This window comes from Pseudomonas crudilactis, assembly GCF_013433315.1.
GTDB classification, from domain to species: domain Bacteria; phylum Pseudomonadota; class Gammaproteobacteria; order Pseudomonadales; family Pseudomonadaceae; genus Aquipseudomonas; species Aquipseudomonas crudilactis.
Window position 1 is genome coordinate 63,163 of the sequence record NZ_WXVV01000004.1, and the last position, 12,798, is coordinate 75,960.

At 59.1% G+C, this 12,798-nt stretch carries 13 protein-coding genes; 3 read left to right on the forward strand and 10 right to left on the reverse strand.

Annotated elements, in window-relative coordinates:
- Positions 1 to 89 precede the first annotated feature (89 nt).
- From algW to GTU76_RS06005, 3 genes are all read left to right on the forward strand, one after another.
- Positions 90 to 1,247 (forward strand): Do family serine endopeptidase AlgW, encoded by a 1,158-nt coding sequence (algW, locus tag GTU76_RS05995; RefSeq protein WP_016987037.1) that lies wholly within the window; start codon positions 90 to 92, stop codon positions 1,245 to 1,247.
- Positions 1,248 to 1,335: 88 nt separating this feature from the next.
- Positions 1,336 to 3,441: a TonB-dependent siderophore receptor gene (locus tag GTU76_RS06000; RefSeq protein WP_016987038.1), complete on the forward strand. Its 2,106-nt coding sequence runs from the start codon at positions 1,336 to 1,338 to the stop codon at positions 3,439 to 3,441.
- Between the two features lie 12 nt (positions 3,442 to 3,453).
- On the forward strand, positions 3,454 to 4,173 hold the full coding sequence (locus tag GTU76_RS06005) for a DUF4198 domain-containing protein (protein WP_180698251.1): 720 nt from the start codon (positions 3,454 to 3,456) through the stop codon (positions 4,171 to 4,173).
- Between the two features lie 586 nt (positions 4,174 to 4,759).
- On the opposite strand, the gene hisC is transcribed toward GTU76_RS06005, so the two are convergent.
- From hisC to GTU76_RS06055, 10 genes are all read right to left on the reverse strand, one after another.
- Positions 4,760 to 5,812 carry a histidinol-phosphate transaminase gene (gene hisC, locus GTU76_RS06010; protein WP_016984145.1) on the reverse strand — a complete coding sequence of 351 codons (1,053 nt, stop codon included), beginning with the start codon at positions 5,810 to 5,812 and terminating at the stop codon, positions 4,760 to 4,762.
- A 3-nt stretch (positions 5,813 to 5,815) separates the two neighbouring features.
- The gene (gene hisD / locus GTU76_RS06015) at positions 5,816 to 7,141 is read right to left on the reverse strand and encodes a histidinol dehydrogenase (RefSeq protein ID WP_175555331.1); all 1,326 of its coding nucleotides are present in this window, start codon (positions 7,139 to 7,141) and stop codon (positions 5,816 to 5,818) included.
- Positions 7,142 to 7,267: 126 nt separating this feature from the next.
- Positions 7,268 to 7,903 (reverse strand): ATP phosphoribosyltransferase, encoded by a 636-nt coding sequence (hisG, locus tag GTU76_RS06020; RefSeq protein WP_007912384.1) that lies wholly within the window; start codon positions 7,901 to 7,903, stop codon positions 7,268 to 7,270.
- Between the two features lie 127 nt (positions 7,904 to 8,030).
- The gene (murA, locus tag GTU76_RS06025) at positions 8,031 to 9,296 is read right to left on the reverse strand and encodes a UDP-N-acetylglucosamine 1-carboxyvinyltransferase (protein ID WP_016984147.1); all 1,266 of its coding nucleotides are present in this window, start codon (positions 9,294 to 9,296) and stop codon (positions 8,031 to 8,033) included.
- Positions 9,297 to 9,318: 22 nt separating this feature from the next.
- Positions 9,319 to 9,558: a BolA family protein gene (locus tag GTU76_RS06030; RefSeq protein ID WP_007912386.1), complete on the reverse strand. Its 240-nt coding sequence runs from the start codon at positions 9,556 to 9,558 to the stop codon at positions 9,319 to 9,321.
- Between the two features lie 114 nt (positions 9,559 to 9,672).
- A complete protein-coding gene (locus tag GTU76_RS06035; RefSeq protein ID WP_016984148.1) occupies positions 9,673 to 9,978 on the reverse strand; it encodes an STAS domain-containing protein in 306 nt (101 codons plus the stop codon).
- Positions 9,975 to 10,625, reverse strand: a complete 651-nt coding sequence (locus GTU76_RS06040) for an MlaC/ttg2D family ABC transporter substrate-binding protein (RefSeq protein WP_016984149.1) — start codon at positions 10,623 to 10,625, stop codon at positions 9,975 to 9,977. Before GTU76_RS06040 ends, GTU76_RS06035 begins: the two co-directional genes overlap by 4 nt.
- 11 nt (positions 10,626 to 10,636) lie before the next feature.
- Entirely contained in the window at positions 10,637 to 11,104 is a 468-nt protein-coding gene (gene mlaD, locus GTU76_RS06045) for an outer membrane lipid asymmetry maintenance protein MlaD (RefSeq protein ID WP_007912400.1), read from the reverse strand.
- On the reverse strand, positions 11,104 to 11,901 hold the full coding sequence (mlaE, locus tag GTU76_RS06050) for a lipid asymmetry maintenance ABC transporter permease subunit MlaE (RefSeq protein WP_003221704.1): 798 nt from the start codon (positions 11,899 to 11,901) through the stop codon (positions 11,104 to 11,106). Before mlaE ends, mlaD begins: the two co-directional genes overlap by 1 nt.
- On the reverse strand, positions 11,901 to 12,710 hold the full coding sequence (locus GTU76_RS06055) for an ATP-binding cassette domain-containing protein (protein WP_016984150.1): 810 nt from the start codon (positions 12,708 to 12,710) through the stop codon (positions 11,901 to 11,903). Before GTU76_RS06055 ends, mlaE begins: the two co-directional genes overlap by 1 nt.
- Between the last annotated feature and the right edge of the window lie 88 nt (positions 12,711 to 12,798).

Consider the following 12,798-nt stretch of genomic DNA (forward strand, 5'->3'; position numbering starts at 1 on the left):
TATCCCGTTCAGAGGCACGCGCGGCCTCGTATAATGCGCGACATTATGGGCGGTCTGACCCCGCCTGCAACTTTTCCAGGACGTGCTTAATGTTCAAGGCGCTGCGTTTTATGGGCTGGCCGCTGTTGGCCGGCGTGCTTATCGCTCTGTTGATTATTCAGCGTTACCCGCAATGGGTCGGCTTGCCGAGCCTCGACGTCAACCTGCAACAGGCCCCGCAAACCACCAGCGTGCAGCAGGGGCCGGTGTCCTATGCGGATGCGGTGACTATTGCAGCGCCTTCGGTGGTCAACCTCTACACCACCAAAGTCATCAACAAACCGGCGCATCCACTGTTTGAAGATCCGCAGTTCCGCCGTTTCTTCGGTGACAACTCGCCCAAGCAGAAACGCATGGAATCGAGCCTCGGCTCCGGCGTGATCATGAGCCCGGAAGGCTACATCCTGACCAACAACCACGTGACCAGCGGCGCTGATCAGATCGTCGTGGCATTGAAGGACGGTCGCGAAACCCTCGCCCGCGTCATCGGCAGCGATCCGGAAACCGACCTCGCGGTGTTGAAGATCGATCTGAAAACCCTGCCGGCGATCACCGTCGGCCGCTCGGACAACATTCGTATCGGCGACGTCGCGCTGGCGATCGGCAACCCGTTCGGCGTCGGCCAGACCGTGACCATGGGCATCATCAGCGCCACCGGGCGTAATCAGTTGGGCCTGAACAACTACGAAGACTTCATCCAGACCGACGCGGCGATCAACCCGGGCAACTCCGGCGGCGCGCTGGTAGATGCCAACGGCAATCTCACCGGCATCAACACGGCGATCTTCTCCAAGTCCGGCGGTTCGCAGGGCATTGGCTTTGCCATCCCGGTGAAACTGGCGATGGAAGTGATGAAGTCGATCATCGAGCACGGTCAGGTGATTCGTGGCTGGCTGGGCATTGAAGTGCAGCCGCTGACGCAGGAACTGGCTGAGTCGTTTGGCCTCTCCGGGCGCCCGGGGATTGTTGTGGCGGGGATCTTCCGTGATGGCCCGGCGCAGAAGGCGGGCCTGCAATTGGGTGACGTGATTCTGAGCATCGATGGCGAGCCTGCGGGTGATGGCCGTCGTTCGATGAACCAGGTTGCACGGATCAAACCGACCGACAAAGTGACGATTCAGGTGATGCGCAACGGTAAAGAGATCAAGCTCACCGCTGAAATCGGCCTGCGCCCACCACCGGCGCCGGTGAAAGAAAAAGAAGAATAAAACTTTTCTCGCGCGGAACGCGCAGATAAAAGACATTCTCAAAAGGCATGTTATATTGTTTCAATTCTAAGAATTGGAACAACATAACATGTCGTCTCGAACAAAGGCTTCACTGCTCGGCCTGAGCCTTGGTCTGCTGGTCGACCCAGCCTTCGCCGAAGAACCCAAACCCCTCGAACTCGACGCCATCAGCGTCATCTCCGACTACGAATCGCCGACCGGCCCGGTCAAGGGCTACCGCGCCACCCGCTCGTCCAGCGCGACCAAAACCGACACCGCGATCCGCGATATCCCGCAAGCGATCAGCGTAGTGCCTGCGAGCGTGCTCAAGGATCTGGGCAGCACCAGTGTCGAACGCGCGCTGGATTTCGCCGGTGGCGTATCCAAGCAAAACAACTTCGGCGGCCTGACGCTTTACGAGTACAGCGTGCGCGGCTTCACCACCTCGGAGTTCTACAAGGACGGCTTCAGTGCTAACCGGGGTTATCCGAGCACACCGGATGCGGCCAACATCGAGCGCATCGAAGTGCTCAAAGGCCCGGCTGCCAGCCTCTATGGTCGAGGTGATCCCGGCGGCACGGTGAACATCGTCACCAAGAAGCCGCAGCCCGAAGCCTTCACCACGTTGCAAACCAGCGCCGGCAGTTGGGACCGCTATCGCACTGCACTGGACGTCAACACGCCACTCGATAAACAAGGTGATGTGCTTTCGCGGATCAACCTCGCGGTCGAAGACAACAACAGTTTTCGCGATCACGTTGACAGCAAACGTGTGTTCGTCGCGCCGTCGATCAGTTGGCAATTGAACCCGGACACGTCGCTGTTGGTGGAAAGCGAAATCGTCCGTCACAGCTCCACGTTCGATCGCGGCATCGTCGCGCCCAACAATAAATGGAGCGGTGTTTCGCGCTCGACTTTCCTCGGCGAACCCAACGACGGCAACATCGACAACCACAACAACCTGCTGCAGGCGACCCTCGAACATCATCTCAATGACAGCTGGAAGCTGCGCCTGGCCAGCCATTACAAGGAAGGCAAACTCTGGGGCGACGCCTCGGAACAACGAGCGCTGAACGCCGACGGGCACACGGTCAACCGACGCTATCGCGAACGCGATACCAACTGGCATGACAGCATCACCCAACTGGAACTGCGCGGTCTGTTCGACCTCGGCCCGTGGCAGCACGAACTGCTGATCGGCAGCGAATACGAAAACTTCCGCAAGAACGAGCGCGTCACCACGATTGCTGGCGGCCCGTACGCCATCGACATCTATAACCCGGTCTACGGCCAGTCGAAACCCAACGGCGCGCGCTCGGGTACTGACTTCTTCGAACAGGTCGAAAGTCATGCACTGAACCTGCAGGATCAGATCGTCTTCACCGACAAATTGCGCGGGATGATCGGTGCGCGCTTCGAGCATTTCGATCAGCACATCGATGATCACAGTCGCAACGCCACGAGCAACCAGCGCCACGACGCCCTCACCCAACGCGCCGGCCTGCTTTATCAACTGACGCCGAACACCGGGCTGTTCGCCAACGCCTCGACCTCGTTCAAACCGAACAATGGCCTCGACGCGTCCGGCAAATCCTTCGACCCGGAAGAAGGCGTCGGCTACGAAGTCGGGATCAAGAACGAGCTGTTCGACGAACGCCTGAGCAGCACCCTCGCCTTCTTCCACATCGACAAGGAAAACGTCCTCGCCCTCGATCCTGCCACCGACACCAGCCGGGCGATGGGCAAGGCGCGCAGTCGTGGTTTCGATCTGCAAGTCACCGGACAGGTTACCGATGCTGTACGGCTGATTGGTGCCTTCGCTTACATCGACGCAGAAGTGACCCAGGGCGACGCAGTGATTCCCACCGGCAGTCGCATCCTCGGCGTGGCCAAACGCAGCGGCAGCCTGCTCGGGGTTTATGAGTTCCAGGATGGCCATTTGCGCGGCTCGGACGTCGGCGCCGCGTTCACCTATGTCGGTGATCGCTCAGGCGAATCCGGCAGCGACTTCGAGTTGCCGGCCTACCAGACCGTCGACTTGCTGGCGCACTACAAGGCCAGCGACAACGTCACTGTCGGCCTGAACCTCAATAACGTCTTCGACGAAAAGTATTACGAGCGCTCCTACAGCAACTACTGGGTCAACCCCGGCGAGCCGCGCAATTTCACCGTCAGCCTGACACTCAACCTGTAAAAGGACGTCACCATGCAATTCGGCAAAACCTTTGTGCTCATCGCCGCGCTGTTCGCAGGCCAGGTCTCGGCTCATGGCCTGTGGACGGAACAACGCCGCGGCAATATCGAAGTGGTCTACGGTCACGGCGCTGAGGACAATGCGTTCAAGGCACAGAAAATCAGCGGCGCATGGGCCTACGATGCGGGCGGCAAGATGATTCCGGTCAGCGTTGAACGTCTGGCTGATCACGCACGTTTGAAGCCGCTGAAGTCGCCTGCGGTGATGGCGGTGGCGCTGAACAATGGCATGTGGTCGCAAACGGCTGACAAGAAGTGGATCAACCAAGGTCGCAGCAAAGTGCCGGGCGCCGTTGAGGCAACCGAGACGTTTAAATACAGCCTGGCGATTTATCAGCCAGGGGCGAAATTGCCCAAGCTCGATCAGATCAAGTTGCTGATTTTGCCGGAGGTCGACCCGTTGAGCGTTGGGCCGGGCAAGTCATTGCCAGTGCGGGTGTTGCTCGATGGCAAACCGGCGGCGGGGGTGAAGTTGATTGGCGATTACCGCAGTGCGCCGAACACGTTGAGTACCGAGACTGACAAGGATGGTCGGGCGCAGGTGTTGGTTAGGAATGAAGGGTTGAATGTGATTGCGGCACAGGTTGAGGTGCCGGTGAAGGGCAGCGCTGATGTGGATAGTCGTGGGTTGTTCAGTTCGCTGACATTCCTTGGCGAAGCGCATCACGAGTAAAAGCGCACCCTCACCCCAGCCCTCTCCCGGAGGGAGAGGGAGCCGACCGAGTTGTCTTGTGAGGTACATCGACCTGAAAGACCGAGTCGATTATGGATTCGGTACAGCACTTTCACGTCGGCGTTACTCTGCAATATCCCTCAATCAGCCCCCTCTCCCTCTGGGAGAGGGGGTCGACCGAGTTGTCTTGCGAAGTACATCGACCTGAAAGACCGAGTCGATTATGGATTCGGTACAGCACTTTCACGTCGGCGTTACTCTGCAATATCCCCCAATCAGTCCCCTCTCCCTCTGGGAGAGGGGGCCGACCGAGTTGTCGGGCGAAGTAGATCGACCTGAAAGACCGAGTCGATTATGGATTCGGTACAGCACTTTCACATCGGCGTTACTCTGCAATATCCCCCAATCAGTCCCCTCTCCCTCTGGGAGAGGGGGTCGACCGAGTTGTCTTGCGAAGTACATCGACCTGAAAGACCGAGTCGATTATGGATTCGGTACAGCACTTTCACATCGGCGTTACTCTGCAATATCCCCCAATCAGTCCCCTCTCCCTCTGGGAGAGGGCTAGGGTGAGGGGCTTTTGCTTTTATAGATCGCCAAGCCCCTCGATCAACGCCTGATTCTGCTCCGGCGTGCCAATCGAAATCCGCAGGAACTGCGCAATCCGCTCCTGCTTGAAGTGGCGCACGATCACACCCTGCTCACGCAATTTGGCCGCCAGCCCCGCCGCATCATGCTGCGGATGCCGGGCGAAAATGAAGTTCGCCGCCGACGGCAGCACTTCAAATCCTTTGGCCTGCAACTGCGCAATCACCCACTCACGGCTCTCGATGACCAAGCGGCAGGTCTTGTCGAAATACTCACGATCTTCGAACGCCGCTGCCGCACCGACAATCGCCAGACGATCCAGTGGATAAGAGTTGAAGCTGTTCTTGATCCGCTCCAGCGCCTCGATGAGATCGGGATGGCCGACCGCGAAACCAACGCGCAAACCCGCCAAAGAGCGCGACTTGGACAAAGTCTGCGTCACCAGCAGGTTCGGATAACGGTTCACCAGACTGATCGCTGTCTCGCCACCAAAGTCGATGTAAGCCTCGTCCACCACGACCACCGAATCCGGGCTGGCCTTGAGGATCTGCTCAACCGCGTCCAGCGCCAACAGGCAACCGGTCGGAGCATTCGGATTCGGGAAAATGATCCCGCCGTTCGGCTTGGCGTAGTCGGCCGGATTGATCTGGAACTGCGCGTCCAGCGGCACCGCATCAAACTCGATACCGTACAAACCGCAGTAAACCGGATAGAAGCTGTAGCTGATGTCCGGGAACAGCAGCGGCTGATCGTGTTGCAGCAAACCGTGGAAAATATGCGCGAGCACTTCGTCCGAACCGTTGCCCAGAAAGACCTGATTGCTCTGCACGCCGTAATAGTTGGCGACCGCAGTTTTCAGCAGATCACTGTTCGGATCCGGGTACAGACGCAGGTTGTCGTTGAGTTCGACTTGCATCGCCGCCAAGGCTTTTGGCGATGGGCCGTAGGGGTTTTCATTGGTGTTGAGCTTGACCAGTTTGGTCAGCTTCGGCTGTTCACCCGGCACGTACGGCACCAGATCCTTGACGAACGGGCTCCAGAATTTACTCATTTTTCAGTTCCCCTTCTGTTCGTCTTTGATGCGGTATTCGGCGCTGCGCGCGTGCGCGCTCAGCGATTCGCCACGGGCCAGTACCGATGCAGTCTTGCCCAGCTCGGAAGCGCCGGCTTCAGAGCAGAAGATGATCGACGAACGCTTCTGGAAGTCATACACACCCAGCGGCGAGGAGAATCGTGCGGTACCGGAAGTCGGCAATACGTGGTTCGGGCCTGCGCAATAGTCGCCCAGTGCTTCCGAGGTGTGACGGCCCATGAAGATCGCGCCAGCGTGGCGGATCTGCGGCAGCCAGGCTTGCGGGTCAGCGACCGAAAGCTCCAAGTGTTCCGGGGCAATGCGGTTGGCGACTTCGATCGCTTGCGCCATGTCCTTCACGTGAATCAGCGCACCGCGGCCATTGATCGAGGTTTCGATGATGGTCGCGCGGTCCATGGTCGGCAGCAATTTATCGATGCTCGCGGCGACCTTGTCGAGGAACTCGGCGTCCGGGCTGACCAGAATCGCCTGCGCGTCTTCGTCGTGCTCGGCTTGCGAGAACAGGTCCATGGCGATCCAGTCCGGATCGGTCTGGCCATCGCACACCACGAGGATTTCCGAAGGGCCGGCGATCATGTCGATGCCGACCTGACCGAACACGTGGCGCTTGGCGGTGGCGACATAGATGTTGCCCGGGCCAACCACCTTATCGACTTTCGGCACGCTTTCGGTGCCGTAGGCCAGAGCCGCGACAGCTTGCGCACCACCGATGGTGAACACGCGGTCAACGCCGGCGATGCACGCCGCCGCCAGCACAAGCTCGTTGATTTCACCGCGCGGGGTCGGCACAACCATGACCACTTCGGTCACACCGGCGACCTTGGCCGGAATCGCGTTCATCAACACCGACGACGGGTACGACGCCTTGCCGCCCGGCACATACAGGCCGGCGCGATCCAGCGGCGTGACCTTCTGGCCGAGTACGGTGCCGTCGGCTTCGGTGTAGCTCCAGGAATCCTGCTTCTGTTTTTCGTGGTAGCTGCGCACGCGGGCGGCGGCTTTTTCCAGTGCTTCGCGCTGTGCCACGGTGATGCGCGTCAGCGCCAGTTCCAGGCGCTCGCGCGGCAGGATCAGGTCGGCCATCGAAGCGACTTCGAGGCCGTCGAACTTCTGGGTGAACTCGACCAGCGCCGCGTCGCCGCGCTCACGCACAGCCTTGATGATGTCCAGCACGCGCTGATTGACCGAGTCGTCAGACACACTTTCCCAGCTCAGCAGATGATCCAGATGATGCGCGAAATCCGGGTCAGCAGCGTTGAGTCGGCGAATTGCAGTCGGTGCGGTCATAGCGAGAGCCTCATAGGAATGGCAAAAACTCAGGCGCCCTAACTTAGCAGTCGTTTCCGCTTGGGCACCTGAGAATTCTGGCTATGAGGCGGATAGACGGGCGCGACTTAACGTCGCGCGGGTGAATCAGCCGCGGTGTCGCGATTCCACTGCATTGCGCAGGGTATCGATCAACGCCTGGATTCGGGCGTGTTGCATTTTCATCGAAGCCTTGTTGACCACCAGGCGCGAGCTGATCGTGGCGATCAGTTCCTGAGGTTCCAGACCGTTGGCGCGCAGGGTGTTGCCGGTGTCGACCACGTCGATGATCTTGTCAGCGAGACCGATCAGCGGCGCCAGTTCCATCGAGCCGTACAGTTTGATGATGTCGACCTGACGGCCCTGCTCGGCGTAGTAACGCTTGGCGACGTTGACGAACTTGGTCGCCACGCGCAGACGGCCCTTGGGCTCGGGCGCGCCGATCTTGCCGGCGGTCATCAGTTTGCACTGAGCAATTTGCAGGTCCAGTGGTTCGTACAGACCCTGGCCGGTGTATTCCATCAGCACGTCTTTACCGGCAACGCCAAGGTCGGCCGCGCCATGCTCGACATAGGTCGGCACATCAGTGGCGCGCACGATCAGCAGACGAACGTCGTCCTGGGTCGTGGGAATGATCAGCTTGCGGCTCTTGTCCGGATTCTCGGTCGGCACGATGCCCGCTTCAGCAAGAAGCGGCAGGGTGTCGTCAAGGATGCGGCCCTTGGACAGTGCGATGGTCAACATGGGAAACGTCAGTCCTTATCAAGGTACTCATGTCCGGTCGCAATCGGCGCCGGACACACATCGCGCCGGAAACCGGCTCGACTCAAAACGAATTCAGTGGACACATCCCTGTGTCCCAATGCAGCAATCAGCCCGGGACGCGACGGATCTTGGCGCCCAGCATCTGCAGTTTTTCTTCGATGCACTCGTAACCACGGTCGATGTGGTAGATGCGGTCGATCAGGGTATCGCCTTCGGCAACCAGTGCCGAGATCACCAGGCTGGCCGAAGCACGCAGGTCGGTGGCCATGACTGGCGCGCCCTTGAGGACTTCGGTCCCGGTAACGATGGCAGTGTTGCCTTCAACCTGGATCTTGGCGCCCATGCGGTGCAGTTCGTACACGTGCATGAAACGGTTTTCGAAGATCGTCTCGATCACCGCACCGGTGCCTTCGGCAATGGCGTTGAGCGAGATGAACTGCGCCTGCATGTCAGTCGGGAAAGCCGGGTACGGCGCAGTGCGCACGTTGACCGCTTTCGGACGTTTGCCGTGCATGTTCAGCTCGATCCAGTCTTCACCGCAGGTGATTTCTGCACCGGCTTCACGAAGCTTTTCCAGCACGGCTTCGAGGATGGTCGGATCGGTGTCCTTGACCTTGACGCGGCCACCGGTCACGGCAGCGGCGACCAGGTAGGTGCCGGTTTCGATACGGTCAGGCATGACCTTATAGAAAGCCGAACCCAGGCGCTCGACGCCATCGATGGTGATGGTGTCGGTGCCAGCGCCGGAAACCTTGGCGCCCATGGCGTTGAGGAAGTTCGCCAGGTCAACCACTTCAGGTTCGCGAGCGGCGTTCTGCAACACGCTGCGGCCCTTGGCCAGAGCAGCGGCCATCATGATGTTCTCGGTACCGGTCACACTGACGGTATCGAAGAAGAAGCTTGCACCGCGCAGGCCACCTTCAGGCGCCTTGGCCTTGATGTAACCGCCTTCGACGTCAATCACCGCACCCATGGCTTCGAGGCCACGGATGTGCAGGTCAACCGGACGCGAACCGATGGCGCAACCGCCAGGCAGTGCGACTTCGGCTTCACCGAAACGGGCAACCATCGGGCCCAGTACCAGGATCGACGCACGCATGGTTTTCACCAGTTCGTACGGAGCGATCAGGGTCTTGATGGTGCGCGGGTCGATTTCGACGCTGAGTTTCTCGTCGATCACCGGCTCAATGCCCATGCGACCGAACAGCTCGATCATGGTGGTGATGTCGTGCAGGTGCGGCAGGTTGCCAACGGTCACCGGGCCATCGCACAGCAGCGTGGCCGCCAGGATCGGCAGGGCGGAGTTTTTTGCGCCGGAAATGCGGATCTCGCCATCAAGACGAGCGCCACCGGTAATAATCAATTTATCCATAAGAATCTCGACGCCCTTAGGCTCAGGTGCGCTCGGCCCAGGCCGCGCTGCTGAAAAATTTCATAGTGACCGCATGGATGCTGCCATCGGTGATCCATGGGTTCAAATGGGCATAGATCTGCTGCTGACGCTTCACCGGGCTCAACGCCGCCAGTTCATCGCTAATCACGTTCAGCTGGAAATTGCAGCCTTCGCCCTCAACTTCTACCAACGTTCCGGGCAGCTTTCCTTCAAGGAAGCTCTTCACTTCTACGGCCTGCATGCTCAACCTCAATCGGCGCCCTGTGCGCACGGGTCGGACATCATACAAAAAAGCCCCGCGCCTGCGAACCCCGCATGGCAGGACTCTGACGGGGGGCTTCTTTATGATGTGGGTTCAGGGGTGCGCCAACAGTTCGGTCAGTTCACTGACCTGAGCAATTTCGCGCATGTCTTCGGGCATCGCGCGGATGCTGACGGCCTTGCCGGCCTCTTTGGCATCGCGCATGAAGCACAGCAACAGGGACAAGCCAACGCTGCTGGACTTCTTTACGGCCGAGCAATCGATGATCAACGAAGACGCCTTGCTGGACTTGATCAGCGCCTGACCTTCCTTGCGCAAGTCAGGGCCGGTGCGATAGTCCAGCACTCCGCTGAGCTGGAGCTCGTCGACATCACTCATACGAACTGCCGCCTCATTCATTGCGCCGGCTTCTCGGCTGCTTGCTCGGTGGTTTGCTTGGCCTTGGCCACTTCACCTGCCCAGTTGTTGATGGTCTTGTCCAGATCATTGCCGTTACGCTGCATCGCGTCAGCGAACTGGTCACGGAACAGCTTGCCGATGTTGATGCCGTTGATGATCACGTTGCGCAGCTTCCACTCGCCGTTGATCTTCTCCAGCGTGTACTGCACAGGATAGATCGCGCCGTTGCTGCCTCTGACGGTCATGCCGACACTGGTGCGGTCGCCCGACTCATCCTTGGCAGGATCAACGGTGATTCCCTGGTTGTTGTACTCAAGCAAGGCATTGCCATAGAACTGGAACAGGCCTTTCTTGAAGTTTTCCTGGAAGGTCTGCATCTGCGCCGGCGTGGCCTTGCGCGAATATTTGACCGTCATGATGCTTTTGGAAATGCCTTCAGCATCTACCACCGGACCTACGATGGTGTTCAGAGCAGTGTAGAAATCCTGCGGATCCTGCTTGTACTTCTCTTTGTTGGCCGACAGGTCGGCAAGCATCCGGTTGGTGGTGTCCTGAACCAGATCATGCGCGGATTGAGTCGCAGCGTTAGCCATCAGCGGCAATGCCGCGAGCAACACCAACAGGCCACGTCGCAAGGTAGAGATCATTCAAAAGCTCCTCATTTGGCGTCTTTGCTAACGGTATTGAGCAGGAATTTACCTATCAGGTCTTCCAGTACCAGAGACGACTGCGTGTCGTGAATGGTTCCGCCATCCTTCAGCGGCTTGTCTTCCCCACCGACGCTGATCCCGATGTACTTCTCGCCCAGCAGACCAGCGGTCAGGATAGACGCTGTGGAGTCGGTCGGCAGATTGTCGACTTTTTTGTCCACTTGCAGGGTCACCCGACCGGTGAAGCTGTCGCGATCCAGATCGATGGCCGTGACCTTGCCGATGGTTACACCGGCCATGGTCACTTTGGCTCTGACCGTCAAACCGGCGATATTGTCGAAGTAGGCGTAGAGTTTATAGGTATCGGTGGTCGACGTCGGAGACAGGCCACTGACGCGCAAGGCAAGCAGCAACAAAGCCAGTATCCCTGCCAGCAGGAACAGGCCGACACCGATTTCCAGGGTGCGGTTTTGCATCAGAAATCTCCAAACATCAAAGCAGTCAGAATAAAGTCCAGGCCGAGCACTGCCAGCGAGGCAAACACCACGGTCTTGGTGGTGGCTCGACTGATGCCCTCGGAAGTGGGCTCACAGTCATAGCCTTGGAATACGGCAATCCAGGTCACGACAAAGGCGAAAACAATACTTTTGATCACGCCATTGAGCACATCACTGGTGAAATTAACGCTGTTCTGCATGTTCGCCCAATAAGAGCCTTCATACACACCCAGCCAGTCGACAGCCACCCACGAACCGCCCCAGATACCCACCACGCTGAAAATCATCGCCAGCACCGGCAGAGAAATGAAACCGGCCCATAGGCGCGGGGCAATAATGTATTTGAGCGGATCGACACCGATCATTTCCAGGCTGGAAAGCTGTTCGGTGGACTTCATGTTGCCGATTTCTGCGGTCAGCGCCGAACCGGCACGACCGGCGAACAACAGCGCTGTCACCACCGGGCCGAGCTCACGCAGCAGCGTCAGCGCAACCATCTGCCCCACCGCCTGCTCCGAACCGTAGCTCGACAGAATGCTGAAGCCCTGCAACGCCAACACCATGCCGATAAAGATACCGGAGACCACGATGATCACCAGCGACATGACGCCGACCGAATGCAACTGCTTGACCAGCAGACCGAACCCGCCACTGATCCCGCCACGCCCCAGCAGGGCATGAAACAGGAACAACGTGGCCCGACCAAACACCGCAACGGCATCGATCGCCGCTTCGCCGAACCGGCGCACGCGTTCTATTAATGAAATTCTGCGCATCAGCGCTTCCCCAGAAGATCTGCGCGGTAATCCGTCGCTGGAAAATGGTACGGCACCGGACCATCGGGATCGCCGGTCATGAACTGACGGATACGCGGCTCGTCCGAGTTCATCAATTCGTCCGGCGTGCCCTGCCCCAATACCTGACCATCACCCACCACATAGATGTAGTCGGCAATGCTCGCGGTTTCGGCCAGATCATGGGAGACGACGATACTGGTGATCCCCAGCGCATCGTTAAGCAGGCGGATCAGGCGCACCAGCACGCCCATGGCGATCGGGTCCTGGCCGACGAACGGCTCGTCGTACATGAGGATCTGCGGATCCAGCGCAATGGCCCGGGCCAGCGCCACGCGACGCTTCATGCCGCCGGACAGCTCGTCCGGCATCAGCTCGATGGCACCGCGCAAACCTACCGCCTGCAATTTGAGCAGGACGATGTCGCGGATCATTTCTTCCGGCAACTCGGTATGAACGCGCAGGGGAAAGGCGACGTTCTCGAAGACATCGAGATCGGTGAACAGCGCACCGCTCTGAAACAGCACACCCATGTGCTTGCGCGCATCGAACAGATCGCTGCGCGACAGCGCCGGCAGGTTCTGACCGTTGACCCAGACTTCGCCGCTGGCCGGGCGCAACTGGGCGCCCATCAACCGCAACAGCGTGGTCTTGCCGCACCCGGAAGGTCCCATGATACCGGTGACCTTGCCGCGCGGGATGCGAATATCGACGTTATTGAAAATGCTGCGCGCACCGCGCTTGAAGGAGACTCCCTTCAGCTCGACCGCGTAGGCGTTATCGGCACTCATCTAAACTCCTTGCGATGCAGCCTCTCACTCGGACGCCTGGCTTTATTTAAAAAGCACGTACATCCCGGGCAGGCCGAACTGGCGGCGA